The organism is Sphingomonas sp. RIT328 (assembly GCF_000632225.1).
GTDB lineage: Bacteria > Pseudomonadota > Alphaproteobacteria > Sphingomonadales > Sphingomonadaceae > Sphingomonas > Sphingomonas kyungheensis.
Map to the genome: position 1 here is coordinate 1 of NZ_JFYV01000028.1, position 16,945 is coordinate 16,945.

Sequence of the window (16,945 nt, forward strand, 5' to 3'; positions counted from 1 at the left end):
GAGAGGATGATGTCGCTTCGAATGACCGCCGCCTTCGGCATGATCGCCCCGCTGCCGCATCCGGCGAGCAGCAGGGCGATCATGCCGAAGGCGGCGGTCATTCGAAGCGACATCATCCTCTCTCCTCTTCCACCACCATGGCGTCGCGCGGCGGCGCGGTCGAGCCGCGGACGACGAGTCCGGCGGGAACCACGGTGGGTCCGTCGGGCGTCGCGCGGCCGGCGCGTTCGGCGATGATCAGTTCGACCGCCCGGGCCGCGACCTCGGCGATCGGCTGGACGATCGCGGTCAGCGCCGGATGGGTGAAGCGGACGATCGGCGTATCGTCGAAGCTGACCAGCGACACATCGCGCGGCACGTCGAGGCCGCGCGTACGCAGCAGCGCGAGCGTTGCCAGCGCCATCTGGTCGTTGCTGGCGATGATCGCGCTCGGCGGGGCAGGCGAGTCGAGCAGCCGCTGCGCCGCGTCGCGGCCCGAGGCGAAGCTGAAGTCACCCTCGGCGAGCAGGTCGTCGGTGGCAAGGCCCGCCGCCGCCATCGCCCGCCGCCAGCCGGCGACGCGCCAGTCGCTCAGCTCATAGTCGGACGGCCCGGCGATGAACCCGATCCGCCGGTGGCCGAGCGCGACGAGATGCTCGGTGGCGAGCCGCGCGGCATTGTCGTCGTCCATGGTCAGCGCGAAGCCGCCCGGCGCCAGCGAGCCGATCCGCGCATAGCTGATGCCGTGCCGGTCGAGCAGTCCGGTGATCAGCGCGTTCTCCGAATGCGGCGGGGTGAGGATGACGCCGTCCGGCTGCAAGGCGGCGATCGCGCCCGCCAATTCGCGCTCGATATGGTCGCTGTGCGTGTCGACCAGCTCGATGATCAATCGATAGCCGTGCTCGGCGCAGGTCAGCATGCCGCCGAGCAGCATCTGGTCGACCCAGTCGGCGCCCTGGCGGCTGCGCCAGTCGGCGATGGTCCGCTCGCGATCGTTGAGCGCGAGGATCAGATAGGAGCGCGATCCGCTCATCCGCTGCGCCGCGATCGAGGGCACGTAGCCGAGCCGGGCGATCGACTCCTGCACGCGCTGCATCATCTCGGGCCGGACGTTGGGTTCCTTGTTGATGACGCGGCTCACCGTCTGCAACGATACGCCGGCATCGGCGGCGACGTGGCGGATGGTGACGGCCTGGCGACGGCGGGCCATCGGTCAGCCGGCGTCGCGGGCGATGCCGCCATGATGCGCGACATAGCTGGCATGGTCGGGCAGGCCGCGCACCGCCGCGGCTACGGTGCGGCGCAGCGTGTCGAGCAGCCGGGCGAGGTCGGCGTCGCTCGAATTGGCCGCGATCGGATGGTGGCTGCGCGGCATGATCCCCTGACCCATCATCACCTGTACCCAGCTCTGCTCCGCGAACAACTCCTCATTGCGGCGGAAGGCGCGGCGGGTCTCGCGGAACAGCTCGATCTTCTGCGCGCGACTGTCGGGGATCGGCATTGCCGCGCCGTATCGCCAGCAGCCGTCGCGCCGTTCGGTGACCTTGTAGGGAAGGATCAGGACGTCGCGGGTCTGCACCCTATCGAGCTGTTGCTGGTCGATTCGAGCAGCTCCATGAAGTCGCCGGCAAGGCCCGGGCGATGCGGTTGCGATGCCATGGCCGCCGCCGCGTGCCGGTAACGAAGCGCAGCCGGTTGGGCGCGCTGCGCAACTCGCAATCGACGTCGCCGAGCAGGCGGGCGAGCGCGGCATCATGGTCGAGATGGCGGCTGCACGAGACGATGGCGTCGGCGACGCGATGCCGGAGCGGTATGCGCCACTGCCAGCCGGCGTCATGTGCCATCGCGCGGGTACAGGGCATCGGCGGGCGGACGCTGTCGATACGCCGACGGTGCCGATCCCCTGCGACGATACGGCGTGGCAGGCTCGTCGGCTAAGCGGGCGCAGGCAAGACGCTGGAGAGCTTTCCGGTCGATCATGTCGAGGACGCCGATGACGGCTATCGCTGGTATGAGAAACAGGGGCTGACGCTGCTGTTCCGCTTCGGCCACGGGCTGAGCTACACCGCCTTCGCCCATCGCAACCCGGTGGTGACCGGCGGGTGCCGCCTGCGCGTCACCTTCGACGTGACCGGCACCGGTGCGCCGACGTGCCTCGCCGGCCTCACCCGCGTGACGGTGCATCCCGGCGAGACGCGGCGCGTGACGCTGGCCGCGGAGCCGCGCGTCGTCGCCGATCACGATAGCGCGCTGCCCGGCGGGCGGATCGCCGCAAGGCGCTATCGCGTCGCGCTCGCGCATGATGCGGGCGATCGTTCGACGGTGGCGAGCGCGACGCTGCGGGGGGCGACGATGAAGCCGTAAGTCGCGCGACGGACGCGCTTATCCGGGGGCGCCCCGCATTGCCTGCCGGCCGGATCGCGGGCAGGATCCGGCCGACGATGATCCAGTCCGCCAATCCCCGTCCGCGCCTGTTCCTGGCGATCGTCGCGCTCGCCTATGTCGGCGGGGTGATCGCCTATCTGCCGCTGCTCACCTTGCTGCTGCCGCTCAAGATCGAGGCGCTGAGCGGGGCGGGGCGGATCGGCCTGTCCGCCGCCTGCGTCACCGCCGGGGCGGTGGCGGCGAGCCTGTCCAACGTCGTCTTCGGCTGGCTGAGCGACCGGTCGCGACAGCGCGGCGGCGGGCGGCGGCGATGGATCGCGGGCGGCGGCGTCGCCACCGCAGCGAGCTATGCGGCGGTGGCGCTGGCGACGACGCCGGCGGCGCTGATCGCGGCGATCGCCTTCTTCCAGGTCGTGGTCAATGCGATGCTCGCGCCGCTGATGGCGATCATGGCGGAAGAGATCGCCGACGGCGACAAGGGCGTCGCCGGCGGGCTGCTCTCGCTCGGGCCGCCGACCGCCTCGGCCTTTTCGGCATGGCTGGTCGGCGAGGCGTTGCTGCCCGCCGAGATGCGGCTGGCGCTGGTGCCGGCGGTGGTACTGGTCTGCATCGTGCCGCTGCTGCTCGTCCACGGCCGCGCCGCGCCGGTCGCCGCGGATCAGGCGGCGCTCGCGCTGCCGCCGCGCCGCGACCTGATCGTCGCCGGCGTGTCGCGCCTGTTGTTCCAGATCGCGAGCGTGGTGACGCAGGGCTATCTGCTCTTCTATTTCGAAAGCATCGTCGCGCCGGCGGGGCATGGCCTGTTGCCGGCGCGGGTCGGGCATCTGATGACGCTGGCCTTCGTCGTGCCGCTGCCGATCGCGCTGCTGCTCGGCCGGCTGTCGGACCGGGCGCGGCGGCGCAAGCCGTTCCTGCTGCTCGCCAGTGCGGTCGCGGCGGCGGGGCTGGTCGGCATGGCGGGGGCGAGCGGCTGGACGGCGGGCGCGATCGCCTTCATCGTCTACACCACCGGTGCGTCGGTGTTCGTCGCGCTGCAGGCGGCGTTCGCGATGCAATTGCTGCCGAACCCCGACCATCGCGGGCGCGACCTCGGGCTGCTCAACCTCGCCAACACTGTGCCGTCGCTGCTCGGCCCGCCGCTCGCCTGGTGGCTGGCGACGCCGCAGGATTTCGGCGCGGTGATGCTGCTGCTCGCCGGGCTGACCGTCGCCGGCGGGCTCGCCATGCTCGGCGTGCGCAGCTGGCGCTGACGTCTATGGCCGCTGCCAGAAGCGGACATAGTCGACCGCCATCCGCTGCGGCAGCGCGGCGTCGTCGATGCCCTTGCTGCCGCCCCAGTCGCCGCCGATCGCGAGGTTGAGGATCAGCTGATAGGGGCGGATGAACGGCCAGGCGCCGGTGCCGCCGGGCCGATCGTTGGCGACGCGCATATAGGCGCGGTCGTCGATGCCGATCAGGATCGCGTCGGGCCGCCAGTCGAGCTGATAGCGGTGGAAGGCGGTGCAGGCGCTCGGCACCGTGACCTGCGCGCCGCGCTGCGTGCCCTTGACGTGATTGTAGAGCGCGCTGTGCACCGTCGCATGGACGACATTGGGGTCCCAGCCGACCATCTCCATCACGTCGATCTCGCCCATCGCCGGCCACGTCCCCGACGAGGGCAGCAGCCAGATCGCCGGCCAGGTGCCTCGCCCGCAGGGCAGCTTCGCGCGCACCTCGTAGAAGCCGTAGCCGAAGGCGCGGCGGCTGACGAGCTTGGCGGAGGTATAGGATTGGCCGCCGCTGTCCGCCGCGGTCGGGCGTTCGGCACGCGCCTCGATCACCAGCGCGCCGTCGCGGATGCGGGCGTTGTCGGGGCCGTAATATTGCTTTTCATGGTTGAACCAGCCCTGCTTGTTATTGGCGGTGTCGAAGCGCCACAGCCGCGCGTCGATCGCCGGGCCGGTGAATTCGTCGGCGACGTCGGGCGCGCGCGCCGGTGCGGCAATCGGCTGGTCGACGCGCTGGTCGGTGGCGCCGAGCGTCGCCGGCGGAGCGAGCGCGGCCTGGGCGGCGAACAGCGGCAGCAGCATCGGTGTCATAAGCATCCTCTTATTTTTATAGGGACATGCTAGCAGCTCGCGGTGCGACGGGTGACGAAAAGTTCATCGGCCCGTCCTCGTCCGGACAGCGACGCGGGTGCAGGACCGGAGGATGGCCGCGTCCCGCATCCGATCGTCGCGCCGGCGGCTCGTCCGCGTCGGCGGCGTTGCGGCGGTGGTGCTGGCGATCATCGCCGGGGTCGCCGCCTCGGCGGGCTTCTTCGATCGCGATCCGCTGCACCTCGTCCGCCCGCGCGGCCCGGCACAGCGGATCGGCGTCCTCTATCTGTCGGGCGACATGGGGCTGCGCTACGGGCCCAATCCGCACACCGTCGCGGCGCTCGCGGCCGCCGGCCTGCCGGTCGCGGCGTGGAGCACGCCGGCGCTGTTCGGCCGACGACGCGACCGCGGCACCGTCGATGCGATCATCGCCGATGCGGTGCGCACCTCGCTCGCCCGGACCGGGGCGGCGCGGCTGATGCTGGTCGGCCAATCCTATGGCGCCGACGTGTTGCAGACCGGCCTTGCCGCACTGCCCGCCGATCAGCGGGCGCGGATCGCCGGGGTGGTGCTGATCGTGCCGGGGGAGACGGTCTATTTCCGCGCCGATCCGTCCGGGATAGCCTATCGCGGCACCGCCGACAGCCTCGCGCGCCTGACGCTGCCGCGGCTCGGCTGGACGTCGCTGACCTGCATCTACGGCATCGCCGAGCCGGACAGCGCCTGCCCGATGCTGCGCGGTACGCGCGCGACGGTGATCGCGATGCCGGGCGGCCATTTCCTCGACGACGATTATGCCGCGCTGGCGGACCGCGTGCTGACGGCGATCCACCGCGCGGCACCCGGGGAAGCCGCGCGATGATTCGACGCAATGGTGCGGCAATGCGCGGCCTGTGCCGTCTATGATCGTAAGATGGTGGGGGAGACGATCATGACCATGACGCGATGGGCGCTCGTGCTCGCAGGCCTGACCGGCGCGACCGTGGCGCAGGCCAACGTGCCGGCCAGGCCGCCGGCGGTGATCGGCCGCTGGGCCAATCCGCGCAATACGCTGGCGGTGCAGACCGGGCGTTGCGCCGACGGTACGCTGTGCGGCCGGATCGTCTGGGCGAGCCCGCAGGCGCGCGCCGAGGCGCGCAACGCCGGCCTGCCCGATCTGGTCGGAACGCAATTGCTGCGCGGCTATCACCGCAACCGCGCCGGAATCTGGGTCGGGCGGGTGTTCGTCCCCGACATGCGCCGCACCTTCTCGTCGCGCATCCGCCAGGAGACGCCGGCGACGCTGACCATCTCGGGCTGCGTCGTCGCCGGCTTGCTGTGCAAGTCGCAGGTCTGGCACCGGGTGGCGTGACAGTCGGCCGTCTGGATGCGGTGATCGCCTATGCGCAGCAGCACCGCCGCAGCCTGACGGTCGCCGCGGTGCTGCTCATCGCGGCGATCGGCTTCGCCGCGCTGCGGCTGGTGCTGCGCGAGGTGCATCTCAGCGACGTGCGCGCCGCGCTGCGCGCCATTCCCGATACGCACATCGCCGCCAGCCTGGCGCTGACCGCGGCGAGCTATCTGCTGCTGACCGGGCTCGACTGGGTGGCGTTGCGGGCGGTCGGTCGACCGCTGCCGTGGCGGATCGCGGCGGCGGGGTCGTTCACCAGTTATACGCTCAGCCACAATCTCGGCCTGTCGCTGATCACCGGCGGATCGGCGCGGCTGCGCCTCTACGGCGCGGCGGGGCTCGCCTTCGGGGAGATCGCGCAGGTCGCGGGCATCTGCGCGCTCGCCTTCTGGGCAGGCGTCGCCGGCGCGGCGGGGATCGGGCTGATCGCGGGCGACGGCATGACGCTCGGCCCGGTGACGCTGTCCGCCGTCGCCGCGCGATCGCTCGGCGCCGCGCTGCTCGCGCTGCTGACGGTGCTGCCGCTGCTGCGGCTGCGCGGCGCGACGACGCTCGGCCCGGCGCGGTTCGGCATCGCGCTGCCGAGTCTGCGGCAGATGGCGGCGCTCGCCGGCCTGTCGCTCGCCGATCTGACGATGGCGTCGGCGGCGCTGTTCGTGCTGGTGCCGGGCGCGGCGCCGGAGGCCTTTCCCGGCTTCGTCGTCGCTTATGCGGTGGCGGTGGTCGTCGCGCTGCTGCTGCACGTGCCGGGCGGGCTCGGCGTGTTCGAGACGGTGGTGCTGGCGACGGTGCCGGGCGACCGGCCGACATTGTTCGCGGCCCTGCTGCTCTACCGGCTGATCTATTATCTGCTGCCGCTGCTGATCGCGGCGATCGGCATTGCCGCGAGCGAGGGCTGGCGGCTGCGCCACCCGATCCGCCGCGGCCTCGGCTATGTCGATCGCGCCGGGCAATTGCTCGCGCCGAGCGCGGTGACCGCGCTGGTGTTCGTCGCCGGCTTCGTGATGCTGGTGTCCGGCGCCCTGCCCGGCGTGAAGGGGCGGCTGACCGAGCTGACCGACCTCGTGCCGCTGCCGTTCATCGAGGGATCGCACATGGCGGGCAGCCTGATCGGCACCGCGATGCTGCTCGTCGCGCCGGCGCTGACCGCGCGGCTGCGCTCGGGCTGGGCGGCGGCGCGCCTCCTGCTGATCGGCGGCGCGCTCTTCTCGCTGCTCAAGGGTCTTGATTACGAAGAGGCGCTGCTCCAGCTGATCGTCGCGGCGGTGCTGCAATATTGCCAGGCGAGCTTCTATCGCGAAGGCGGCATCCTCACCGACCGGCCGCGCTGGCCGTGGCTGGTCGCCGCCGCCGCGGCGCTGGCGTTGAGCATCTGGGCGGGCTTCTTCGCCTATAAGCGGACGCCGTACAGCGACGATCTGTGGTGGCGCTTCGCGCTCGACGGCAACGCGCCGCGCTTCCTGCGCGCGAGCTTCGCGGCGGGGGTGATGCTGACCGCGGTATCGGCGTGGCAATTGCTCACCGCGAGCCGGACGCGCGCGATGCCCGACGCTCTGCCGCCGCCGGCGGCGCTCGCCGCCGCCCTGCCGCACTGCCCGCGCACCGACGCCGCGCTCGCCTATACCGGCGACAAGAGCTTCATCGTCTCGGCGGCGGGCGATGCCTTTCTGATGTATCGCGTGCAGGGCCGTAGCTGGGTGGTGATGGGCGATCCGGTCGGCCCGGCGGCGGCATGGAGCGAATTGGTATGGAGCATCCGCCGCGCCTGCGACGCGCGCGCCGGGCGTCTGTGCTTCTACCAGGCGAGCGAACGGATGCTGCCGCTGTTCGTCGAGCTAGGCCTGCAGGCGATCAAATATGGCGAGGAGGCGCATGTCGTGCTCGCCGATTTCACCACCGCCGGGCCGCGCGGTAAGTCGCTGCGCCACGCGGTGCGGCGCACCGAGGCGGCGGGCGCGGTCTTCGCGGTCGAGCCGGCAGAGGCGGTACCCGATCTGCTTCCCGCGCTCGAACGCGTGTCGGCGGCATGGCTCGCCGGCAAGGCGGGGCAGGAGAAGCGCTTCAGCCTCGGCGCGTTCGAGCCCGCCTATCTGACCCGCTTCCCGGTCGCGGTGGTGCGGGTCGCGGGGGAGATCGTCGCCTTCGCCAATATCTGGACCTCGGGCGACGGCGACGAGGTGTCGGTCGACCTGATGCGCCATCATCCCGATGCGCCTTATGGCACGATGGAGATGCTGCTCGTCCGGCTGATCGAATGGGCACGCGACGCCGGCTATGAGCGGTTCAACCTCGGCATGGCGCCGCTGTCGGGGATGCCGAGCGGGCGGCTGGCGCCGGTATGGGCGCGGCTGGGCCATGCGCTGTTCGCTAATGGCGAGCGGCTCTACGGTTTCGCCGGGCTGCGCGCGTTCAAGGCGAAGTTCGGGCCGATATGGGTGTCGCGCTACATCGCGACCCCCTCCGGTGCGGCGATGCCGCGCGCGCTGATCGACCTTGCCCGGCTGGTGAGCGCCTGATCGCTGCTCTAGGATGCGGCGGATGAATGATGTGCCGTTCCGCCGCCGCAGCGTGCTGTTCATGCCCGCCTCCAATCCGCGTGCGCTCGCCAAGGCGCCGTCGCTCGCCTGCGATGCGGTGATCCTCGACCTTGAGGATGCGGTCGCGCCGACAGCGAAAGCGACGGCGCGCGAGGCGGCGGTCGCGGCGGCGGCGGGCGCGCGCGCCTGCGCGGTGCGGATCAACGCGCTCGACACGCCATGGGGCCGCGACGATGCCGCAGCCGTGGGCGGGGCGATGGCGGTGGTGGTGCCCAAGGTCGCGCGCGCCGACGACCTGATCGCGGTGCGCGCGGCGGTCGGCGCCGGCGGCCCGCCGATCTGGGCGATGATCGAGACCTGCGGCGCGATCCTCGCCCTCGGCCAGATCGTCGCGGCGGCGGCGGCGACGCGGACCGAGCTGCTGATCGCCGGCACCAACGATCTCGCCAAGGAGATGCGCTGCCGCCCCGATGCGGCGCGCACGCCGCTGCTGCCGGCGCTGAGCCACCTCGTCATCGCGGCGCGTGCCGGCGGCCTCACCGTGCTCGACGGCGTCTGCAACGCGATCGGCGACGAGGCGCGGCTTGCTGCGGAATGTGCGCAGGGCGCGATGCTCGGCTTCGACGGCAAGACGCTGATCCACCCGAGCCAGATCGATGCCGCCAACGCCGCCTTCGGCCCGAGCGCGGAGCAGCTTGCCTGGGCGCACGCGGTCGTCACCGCCTTCGCCGCGCCCGAGGCGGCGGGGCAGGGCGCGATCCAGCTCGACGGCGCGATGATCGAGCGCCTGCATCTCGCCGAGGCGGAGCGGCTGCTCGCGAGCGCCTAAGGCCAGCGCTGCTGCTCTGCCTAGCTGTCGAGGATCGTGTGGATGCGGTCGGTGATCACGTCCATCGCGAAGGGCTTGGTGAGCAGCGCCATATTGGCGCCGAGCGGGCCGTTGCCGATCACCGCATTCTCGGCATAGCCGGTGATGAACAGCACCTTGAGCGCCGGCAGCAGGGTCAGCGCGGCATCGGCGACCTGACGGCCGTTCATCTGGCCGGGCAGGCCGACGTCGGTGATCAGCAGATCGACCTGCGCGCCGGTGCCGAGCAGCCGCAGCGCGGTCGCGCCGTCGCCGGCTTCGAGCACGTTATGGCCCATCTCGCGCAGGATCTCGACGACGAGCATGCGGATCGTCGGCTCGTCATCGACCACCAGCACGGTATGGCGGCCCTCGGTCACCGCCGGCATCGCGGACGATACGGCGGTGTCGCCATGCGGATCGGCGTCGCCGTAATGGCGCGGCAGGTAGATGCACATCGTCGTGCCCTGGCCGACCTCCGAATAGATGCGGACCTGCCCGCCCGACTGGCGGGCGAAACCGTAGATCATCGACAGGCCGAGTCCGGTGCCCTCGCCCATCGGCTTGGTGGTGTAGAAGGGGTCGAAGGCGCGCGCCTGCACCTCGGGGGTCATGCCGGTGCCGGTGTCGGTGACGCAGAGGGACAGATACTGGCCGGGTTCGAGGTCGCGTTCGCGCGCGGCGCGGTCGTCGAGCCAGCGGTTGGCGGTCTCGATCGTGATGCGGCCGCCGTCGGGCATCGCGTCGCGCGCATTGATGCACAGGTTGAGCAGCGCATTCTCGAGCTGGTTGGGATCGACCATCGCGGGCCAGAGCCCGCCCGCGCCGACCGTCTCGATCGAAACATTGGGCCCGACGGTGCGCTGGATCAGCTCGCGTAGCCCGTCGATCAGCCGGTTGATGTCGGTCGGCTTGGGATCGAGCGTCTGCCGCCGCGAGAAGGCGAGCAGGCGATGCGTCAGCGCCGCCGCGCGCCGCGCCGCACCCTGGGCGGCATTGGCATAACGGTCGAGCTCGTCGAACCGGCCCTGCCGCACGCGCACCTGCATCATCTCGATCGCGCCGGAGATGCCGGTGAGCATATTGTTGAAGTCATGCGCCAGCCCGCCGGTGAGCTGGCCGACCGCCTCCATCTTCTGCGCCTGACGCAGATGCGCCTCGGCGGTCATCAGCGCGCGCGTCCGCTCCTCGACCTGTTCCTCGAGCGAGGCGGTGAGCGCGGCGAGCGCCTGTTCGGCGCGCCGCCGCTCGACCGCGTCGCGGGTGCGTTCGGCGACGTCGCGGACGAAGGCGATCTCCTCGGGCTGCCAGGCGCGCGGCTGCGCATTGTTGAGGTAGAGCAGCGCGACGAACCCGCCCTGTTCGGTGACCGGCATGTTGATGAACGACAAGGCGGCGAGGCTCTTCAGCCCCTCGGCGGTGCTGGCGGTGCGCGGATCGTGGTGGACGTCGCCGATCGCCACCGTCTCGCCGCGCTTGAGGTCCTCGATATAGGAGCCATAGTCGCGGAAGTGGAGGATCTCGGGCAGCGGATCGATCCCCGGCGCGCACCACGGCCGCGTCGTCACGATCGTCTCCGCCTCGCGGTCGATCGTGCCATAGCCGCAGCGGCTGACGTCGAACAGCCGACCGAGGGTCTCGACGGTGGCGAAGGCGAGATCCTCGGGATCGCCGGCGCCACGCAGCCGGTCGTTGAGCCGGACCAGCGCCTGCAAGCGCAGTTCGGCCGATTTACGCGCGTCGATGTCGAAGCTGATGCCGGGGAAACGCACCGCACGGCCGGCCTCGTCGTAGCTGACCCGGCCGCGCGCCGCGACCCAGCGCGCGCGACCATCGGGCTGTTGCAGCCGGTATTCGCTCTCGAACGGTTCGCCGCTGGCGAGCGCCTCGGCGATCTCCGCCTGGACGCGCGGCGCATCGTCCGGATGCATCCTGGTGAAGAAGCGCGCGAGTGCCGCGCCCTGCTGCGCCTCCTCCGGATCGACGCCGTAGAGGCGGGCGAAATCGGCATCGGCGGTGACGCGGTCGGCGACGACGTCCCAATCCCAGCTGCCGACGCTGCTCGTCTCTGCGATCTTGGTCGATTCGGGCATAAGCGACGGTAGGCTTCTAGAGGTTAAGGGGGGGGGCTCGCCAAAACGCATCGGATCTGAGAGCGATCCGGGCCGTCGGCATATTGCGATGCAATACTGACGTTACCGTTGCGTCGCGGTCACATCCGCCGGCGACCAGCCGCCGCCCATCGCCTGATAGAGCGCGACATAGGCGGTGATCCGGTCGGCGCGCGCCTGGACCAGCGCGAGTTCGGCGGTGAGCAGGCCGCGCTGCGCATCGAGCTGTTCGATATAAGAGGTATAGCCGGCCCGATACCGGTTGCTGGCGTTGCGCAGCGCGGCGGCGAGGGCATCGACCTGCCGCTCCAGCGCCACCGCCTGCTCGCCCGATCGCTGCACCCCGGCGAGCGCATTGTCGACCTCCTGGAACGCGACGAGCGCGGTACGGCGATAGGCATAAGCGGCCTGATCGCGGCGGGCGACCGCGACGTCGTTCTGCGCGCGTAGCCGGCCGCCGTCGAAGATCGGCGACAGCACGCTCGCGCCGATGGAAAAGACGCCGATCGGATTGGCGAGCGCGGTCGACAGCACGACGCCCGCCGAGCCGGTGAGCGCGAGATTGGGCAGCATCGCCGCGCGCGCGCTGTCGAGCGTGCGGTCGGCGGCGACCAATGTCTGTTCGGCCTGGAACAGGTCCGGACGGCGGCGGAGCAGATCCGCGGGCAGCCCGTCGGGAATCGCCGGCGACAGCAGCCGGTCGAGCGGCAGGCCGCGCGGGATCGGCCCGGGACTGGCGCCGAGCAACAGGCTGAGCGCATTTTCCTGACGGCTGATCGCCAGCTCCGCGGCGGGGACGAGCTGCTGCGTCGCGCGATATTCGGCCTCGGCCTGATGCAGTTCGAGGTTGGAGGTATAGCCGGTCTCGGCGCGGCGGCGGGCGATGCGCAGCGCCTCGGCGCGCGCCGCCAGCGTCTGCTGGGCGACGGCGAGCCGTTGGTCGAGCGCGCGCAACGTGATGTAATTGCTCGCAACGCCGCTGGCGATGGCGAGGCGGACGGTGTCGCGCGCACCCTCGCTCGCCAGCGCCTGCGCCTGGGCGGCGCGGCTTGCGGCGCGCAGGCGGCTGAACAGGTCGAGGTCGTAGCTGGCGGTGAGCGCGGGCTGCGCGCCGAAGGCGTCGCTCGGCGTGCCGAAGGGGCTCACCGTCTGGCCGGTGGTGCCCGGCACCGCGCCGCCGAGCGTCGGCGTCTGCTGCGCGCGGGCGAGGCGGGCGGCGGCGCGCGCCTCGTCGATCCGCGCGACCGCGGCGGCGAGATCGACGTTGCTGCCGAGCGCACGCGAGACGAGGCTGGTCAGCACCGGATCGCCGAACGCGCTCCACCAGTCGGCGCGGATCGGACTGCCCTCGCCGAGCGCCGTCCGCCACGCCGGCGGGGGCACCACCGCGCTTGCCGCGGGCGCGTCGGGCCGCGGGCCGATGCAGGCGCTGAGGGCGAGGCAGAGAAGGGCCGCTGAATAGGGTGCGCGTAGCGGCGCAGAGGACGCGCAGGGCTGATATGCCGCGCAGCGGCCCTCCCGATCACGAGAGGGGGAGGAGCGGGCGTTCCATCCTCGGCGCACGTCCTCCGCGCCTCCGCGCCTCCGCGTGAACCCTGCATCGTTGGCGAAAAGGGTTGTGCACGCGAAGACGCGAAGGCGCGAAGAGGTGGCCTTTATGGCGAGGCCGACGCTTCGATCGAGCAGCAACGGGAGAGCCGCTGGCGCGGCAGGCGCACCCTCGACGCGGCTTCGCGTCCTCACGCGGATCATCACTTCACCACCGGCCCGTTCGCCGTATCGACGCGCGCCTGTACCGACATGCCGGGGCGCAGGCGCGCGGCGAGCGACTGGCCCGGGTCGACGCGGATGCGGACCGCGATCCGCTGCGGCACCTTGGTGAAATTGCCGGTGGCATTGTCCGCCTTGAGCACCGCGAATTCGGAGCCGGCGGCGGGCGAGATGCGCTCGATATGTCCGGTCAGGCGCGCATTGGCGAGACCGTCGACGGTGAAGCTCGCCGGCTGGCCGACTGTCATCCGCGCGGTCTGCGCCTCCTTGAAATTGGCGATCACCCAGGTTTCGGGCGGTACGAGGAACATCAGCTGCGATCCCGCGGTGACATATTGGCCGACGCGGACGCCGACCTCGCTCAGCCGGCCGCTCTCCGGCGCGCGGATCACGGTGTTGGCGAGATCGATCTGGGCGAGGCGCAGCGCCGCCTCGGCGCCCGATACGCCGGCCCGCTGGCCACCGCGGCCGACCTGCACGGTGCGGATATCCTGTTGGGCGATCTCGCGTGCCGCGCGTGCCTGCTGCACCGCCGCCTGCGCCTGGCGCAGCGCGGCGAGCGTCTGGTCGCGTTCGCGCAACGAGACCGAGCCGTCGGTGACGAGGTCGTTGACGCGGTTCATGTCCGCCTGCGCGCGCATCAGCTGCGCCTCGGCATTGGCGACCGCGGCGGTCTGCGCGGCGAGGCTGGCGGTCCGGCTGCGCTCGGTCTGGTTGGCGTTGGCGAGCGTCGCCGCCTGCGCATCGACCTGCGCCTGCGCCTGGTCGACGCGCTGGCGATAGATGCGATCGTCGATCCGGACGAGCGGCTGGCCCGCCTTCACGTCGGCGAAGTCGCGGACGAAGACGGTGGTGACATAGCCCGACACCTGCGGCGCGATCACCGTGGTGCGGCCACGGACATAGGCATTGTCGGTCGATTGATAGGCGGTGGCGAAGGGCGGCAGCCGCCACGCCGCGAGCACCGCGAGCACGCCGCCGACCGCCAGCGCGGCGATGACGACGAGCGCGGTGCGGCTCGGCGGCTGCGGCTTCCAGCCCGAGCCGACGGGCGCGGCGGCAGCGGCAGCGGCAGCGGCAGGCGCGGCGGCGGCCTGCGCCTCCTCGGTCGCGGGGGTGGGATCGACGGGGCTGCGGCTATCGGTCATGCGGCACTCTGGCTGGACGCGGCGCGGCGTTCGCGATGCGCCCGGCGGATGATGAGGAAGAGGAGATAACAGAAGGTGAGCGCGGCGAGCAGCGCGATCAGCCGGAACACGTCGTCATAGGCGAGGACATTGGCCTCGCGCGTCGCGGTCTGCGACAGGATCGCCGCGCCCTCGGCACTGCGCAGGCCGGGATCGCCGACGACGCGGGCGACCGCCGCGCCGCCCGCCTGCAACCGCTGGGTGACGATCGGATCGGTCGGGTCGATGCCCTGCACCAGAGCGGCGCTGTTCGCCTTTTCGCGGATCTGCTGATAGCTGCCGAGCAGCGCGGTCCCGGCAAGGCCGCCGATCGAGTTGATCATGCCGAACAGCGCGATGAAGCTGATGATATGGCCCGACCCCGCCTTCAGCGCGCGGGTCATGCCGAACAGCAGCGCCGGCCCGAGGAAATAAGTGGCGGCGAAGGCGATCAGCGCCTGGCTGGCGTAGAGCTGCGGCGCGCGGGTCAGGCTGGTCGCATGGCTGTCGGCATAAGCGGCGATCGCGACGAGGCCGATCGCCAGCATGATCGGATGCGCCAGCCGCTCGACGTCGAGCGTCACTGCGCTCATCACCACGCCGGCGAGGGAGGCGAGGAAGATGATCGAGAAGAAGGTGATGAGCTGGTCGTTGTTCTGGCCGAGCACGGTGAGCAGGCCGACCGCGGCATAGGTCTGTTCCGACAGGACGATGCGCGCCATGATCGTGACGACGGTGAAGCGGACGATATCGGCGCTGCCGAGCCAGCGCGTGTTGAGCAACGGATTGACGCGGTGATGCTCGATCGCCAGCGCCGCGGCGAGCATCGGGATCGCCGCGATCAGCGCCCAGCCGATCCACCGCGCATTCGCCCACCAGACGATCCGCCCCTCGCCGAGCACCGCGGCGAACAGCGCCATCGCGCCCGCGAACAGGACGAAGGTGACGAAATCGAGCGGCTCGAACGCCTTGGACCGCGTCGTCGGCGGCAGGCGGAGCAGCGCGACCGCGGCGAGGCTGAGCAAGGCGAGGCCCAGCTCGAACAGGTACAGCGTGCGCCATTGCGACATGGCGAGCAGATCGGGCGAGAACAGCCGGGCGAGCGGCGTCGCGCATTGCGGAATGCCGATGCCGACCACCACCGCCTTCAGCCGCCATTTGGTCGGCAGCGCCTGCATCATGTAATAGAGGCACAGGCTGGAGACCGCCGCGCCCGCCATGCCGCTCGCCGCGCGCACCAGGATCGCGGTATCGAATTCGCGCACGAACAGATGGCCGAGCGTGAAGAGCACGTAGAGGCCGAGGAAGATCATCGCGAACGGGCGCAGGCCGAATTGCGCGCGGAACTTGATCAGCAGCAGGTTGATGCTGACGTTGGTCATCACATAGACGGTCGGCAGCCAGGCGATCTCCGCCGGATCGAGGCCGAGCGCGCCTTGCAGCGTATAGGTGTTGGCGGAGATCAGCGCATTGCCGAAGCCGCCGGTCAGGCCGAGCAGCACCGCGATGACGCCATAAGCGATGCGATGGCGCGTGCGATGCTCGACCGTGCCGGGTGAGCCGGGCAGCACCGGCACTTCCTGCGGCGCGAACGTCCAGTCTTCTTCGGACAGGAAACGGCGCAGGCGGGCGATCATATTCCCGTTATGGCCCGATCGCCGCGGCCGGTTCAACCACCTAAGATGTCGCGATACAAAGCGATATAGCGGTCGGCCATGCGCTCCACGGTAAAACGTTCGGCGACCGCCGCGCGGCAGGCGGCGCGGTCGATCTCGGGCAGGCGCGCGACCGCGGCGATCGCCGCCTCGACGCTGTCGACGAGGAAGCCGGTGACGCCGTCGTCGATCAGTTCGGGCATCGATCCGCGGTTGATCGCGATCACCGGCGTGCCGCAGGCCATCGCCTCGATCACCGACAGGCCGAACGGCTCGTCGAAGTTGATGAGGTGGAGCAGCGCCGCGGCCTGGCCGAGCGCGGCAGTCCGTTCCGCGCCGCCGACCGCGCCGGGGTGGCGGATTTGGGCCCCGAGATGCGGCACCACCGCGCGCTCGTAATAGCCCTGATCCTGGACGATGCCGTACATGGCGAGTTCGCGGCCCGTCGCCTGCGCCACCGCGATCGCCTCGGCGGCGCCCTTGTCGGGATGCATGCGGCCGAAGAACAGCAAGGCGTCGCTGCCCTGCGCATCGAAGGGGAAGTCGTCGAGGACGATGCCATGGTGGATCGTCGCGGCATAGCGCAGCTGCGGCGAGCGGTCCGCTTCGCTGATCGCGACATAGTGTACGCGGTCCTGATAGGGCTGGTACATCGGCAGGATGCGGTCCGACGAGAAGCCGTGGATCGTCGTCACCATCGGCGTGTCGACCAGATGCGCGAAGGCATGGGCGGGGAAATCCGCCTGATTGTGGATCAGGTCGAACTCGCCGGCGCGTTCGAACAGATGCGCGAGGTGGCGGAACTCCCACACCTTGGCATCGACGCTCGGGTCTTCCGAATAGGGCGCGGGGACGACGGCGGCGAGCGTACCGGCGGTGAGGCTGTCCTGCGTCGCGAACAGCGTGACGTCGACGCCGCGCGCGACCAGCGCCTCGGTCAGCAGGCTGGTGACGAGTTCCCACGGGCCGTAATGGCGCGGCGGGGTGCGCCACGAGATGGGGGCGAGCATCGCGATTTTCATGACGC

The 16,945-nt window shown here is 71.0% G+C and carries 15 protein-coding genes; 6 read left to right on the forward strand and 9 right to left on the reverse strand.

The window, feature by feature from the left end:
- Nucleotides 1-112: 112 nt before the first annotated feature.
- The 3 genes from BW41_RS13025 to BW41_RS21860 are packed head-to-tail and all read right to left on the reverse strand — an operon-like array spanning nucleotide 113 to nucleotide 1,823.
- The gene (locus BW41_RS13025; RefSeq protein ID WP_037534960.1) at nucleotides 113-1,189 is read right to left on the reverse strand and encodes a LacI family DNA-binding transcriptional regulator; all 1,077 of its coding nucleotides are present in this window, start codon (nucleotides 1,187-1,189) and stop codon (nucleotides 113-115) included.
- A 3-nt stretch (nucleotides 1,190-1,192) separates the two neighbouring features.
- Nucleotides 1,193-1,558: a tryptophan 7-halogenase gene (locus tag BW41_RS21855; RefSeq protein ID WP_051583485.1), complete on the reverse strand. Its 366-nt coding sequence runs from the start codon at nucleotides 1,556-1,558 to the stop codon at nucleotides 1,193-1,195.
- 1 nt (nucleotide 1,559) lies between these two features.
- Nucleotides 1,560-1,823, reverse strand: coding sequence for a tryptophan 7-halogenase (locus BW41_RS21860; protein WP_051583486.1), 264 nt, complete (start codon nucleotides 1,821-1,823; stop codon nucleotides 1,560-1,562).
- 247 nt (nucleotides 1,824-2,070) lie between these two features.
- Here BW41_RS21860 and BW41_RS13035 point away from each other — a divergent pair, with 247 nt between their 5' ends.
- Both BW41_RS13035 and BW41_RS13040 read left to right on the forward strand, forming a co-directional pair.
- Nucleotides 2,071-2,343, forward strand: a complete 273-nt coding sequence (locus tag BW41_RS13035; RefSeq protein ID WP_152542311.1) for a hypothetical protein — start codon at nucleotides 2,071-2,073, stop codon at nucleotides 2,341-2,343.
- A 77-nt stretch (nucleotides 2,344-2,420) separates the two neighbouring features.
- Nucleotides 2,421-3,614: an MFS transporter gene (locus tag BW41_RS13040; protein WP_037534962.1), complete on the forward strand. Its 1,194-nt coding sequence runs from the start codon at nucleotides 2,421-2,423 to the stop codon at nucleotides 3,612-3,614.
- 3 nt (nucleotides 3,615-3,617) lie between these two features.
- Here BW41_RS13040 and BW41_RS13045 read toward each other — a convergent pair whose 3' ends face one another.
- Entirely contained in the window at nucleotides 3,618-4,442 is an 825-nt protein-coding gene (locus BW41_RS13045) for a glycoside hydrolase family 16 protein (RefSeq protein ID WP_235199763.1), read from the reverse strand.
- 112 nt (nucleotides 4,443-4,554) lie between these two features.
- Here BW41_RS13045 and BW41_RS13050 point away from each other — a divergent pair, with 112 nt between their 5' ends.
- From BW41_RS13050 to BW41_RS13065, 4 genes are all read left to right on the forward strand, one after another.
- Nucleotides 4,555-5,304: an AcvB/VirJ family lysyl-phosphatidylglycerol hydrolase gene (locus BW41_RS13050; protein ID WP_037534964.1), complete on the forward strand. Its 750-nt coding sequence runs from the start codon at nucleotides 4,555-4,557 to the stop codon at nucleotides 5,302-5,304.
- Nucleotides 5,305-5,373: 69 nt separating this feature from the next.
- Nucleotides 5,374-5,793 carry a DUF2147 domain-containing protein gene (locus tag BW41_RS13055; RefSeq protein ID WP_081793089.1) on the forward strand — a complete coding sequence of 140 codons (420 nt, stop codon included), beginning with the start codon at nucleotides 5,374-5,376 and terminating at the stop codon, nucleotides 5,791-5,793.
- Entirely contained in the window at nucleotides 5,790-8,348 is a 2,559-nt protein-coding gene (gene mprF, locus BW41_RS13060; RefSeq protein ID WP_235199764.1) for a bifunctional lysylphosphatidylglycerol flippase/synthetase MprF, read from the forward strand. The genes BW41_RS13055 and mprF overlap by 4 nt, the downstream gene beginning before the upstream one ends.
- Before the next feature lie 22 nt (nucleotides 8,349-8,370).
- Nucleotides 8,371-9,198 carry an HpcH/HpaI aldolase/citrate lyase family protein gene (locus tag BW41_RS13065; RefSeq protein ID WP_037534965.1) on the forward strand — a complete coding sequence of 276 codons (828 nt, stop codon included), beginning with the start codon at nucleotides 8,371-8,373 and terminating at the stop codon, nucleotides 9,196-9,198.
- Between the two features lie 20 nt (nucleotides 9,199-9,218).
- Here BW41_RS13065 and BW41_RS13070 read toward each other — a convergent pair whose 3' ends face one another.
- The 5 genes from BW41_RS13070 to BW41_RS13090 form a co-directional block, all read right to left on the reverse strand.
- Entirely contained in the window at nucleotides 9,219-11,309 is a 2,091-nt protein-coding gene (locus BW41_RS13070; RefSeq protein WP_037534966.1) for an ATP-binding protein, read from the reverse strand.
- A gap of 102 nt (nucleotides 11,310-11,411) precedes the next feature.
- Nucleotides 11,412-12,749, reverse strand: coding sequence for an efflux transporter outer membrane subunit (locus BW41_RS13075; RefSeq protein WP_051583489.1), 1,338 nt, complete (start codon nucleotides 12,747-12,749; stop codon nucleotides 11,412-11,414).
- Between the two features lie 329 nt (nucleotides 12,750-13,078).
- Entirely contained in the window at nucleotides 13,079-14,245 is a 1,167-nt protein-coding gene (locus BW41_RS13080; protein WP_037534967.1) for an HlyD family secretion protein, read from the reverse strand.
- Entirely contained in the window at nucleotides 14,242-15,900 is a 1,659-nt protein-coding gene (locus BW41_RS13085) for an MFS transporter (protein ID WP_037534968.1), read from the reverse strand. Before BW41_RS13085 ends, BW41_RS13080 begins: the two co-directional genes overlap by 4 nt.
- A gap of 32 nt (nucleotides 15,901-15,932) precedes the next feature.
- Nucleotides 15,933-16,940 (reverse strand): glycosyltransferase family 4 protein, encoded by a 1,008-nt coding sequence (locus BW41_RS13090; RefSeq protein WP_037534969.1) that lies wholly within the window; start codon nucleotides 16,938-16,940, stop codon nucleotides 15,933-15,935.
- Nucleotides 16,941-16,945: the final 5 nt, after the last annotated feature.

What these genes read in the sequence shown, in the direction of transcription:
- BW41_RS13055 (WP_081793089.1), top strand. Translation starts at nt 5,374, where the DNA reads ATGACCATGACGCGATGGGCGCTCGTGCTCGCAGGCCTGACCGGCGCG.
- BW41_RS21860 (WP_051583486.1), bottom strand. Translation starts at nt 1,823, where the DNA reads ATGGCACATGACGCCGGCTGGCAGTGGCGCATACCGCTCCGGCATCGC.
- BW41_RS13050 (WP_037534964.1), top strand. Translation starts at nt 4,555, where the DNA reads ATGGCCGCGTCCCGCATCCGATCGTCGCGCCGGCGGCTCGTCCGCGTC.
- BW41_RS13070 (WP_037534966.1), bottom strand. Translation starts at nt 11,309, where the DNA reads ATGCCCGAATCGACCAAGATCGCAGAGACGAGCAGCGTCGGCAGCTGG.
- BW41_RS13065 (WP_037534965.1), top strand. Translation starts at nt 8,371, where the DNA reads ATGAATGATGTGCCGTTCCGCCGCCGCAGCGTGCTGTTCATGCCCGCC.
- BW41_RS13085 (WP_037534968.1), bottom strand. Translation starts at nt 15,900, where the DNA reads ATGATCGCCCGCCTGCGCCGTTTCCTGTCCGAAGAAGACTGGACGTTC.
- BW41_RS13025 (WP_037534960.1), bottom strand. Translation starts at nt 1,189, where the DNA reads ATGGCCCGCCGTCGCCAGGCCGTCACCATCCGCCACGTCGCCGCCGAT.
- BW41_RS13080 (WP_037534967.1), bottom strand. Translation starts at nt 14,245, where the DNA reads ATGACCGATAGCCGCAGCCCCGTCGATCCCACCCCCGCGACCGAGGAG.
- BW41_RS13090 (WP_037534969.1), bottom strand. Translation starts at nt 16,940, where the DNA reads ATGAAAATCGCGATGCTCGCCCCCATCTCGTGGCGCACCCCGCCGCGC.
- BW41_RS13045 (WP_235199763.1), bottom strand. Translation starts at nt 4,442, where the DNA reads ATGACACCGATGCTGCTGCCGCTGTTCGCCGCCCAGGCCGCGCTCGCT.
- BW41_RS13040 (WP_037534962.1), top strand. Translation starts at nt 2,421, where the DNA reads ATGATCCAGTCCGCCAATCCCCGTCCGCGCCTGTTCCTGGCGATCGTC.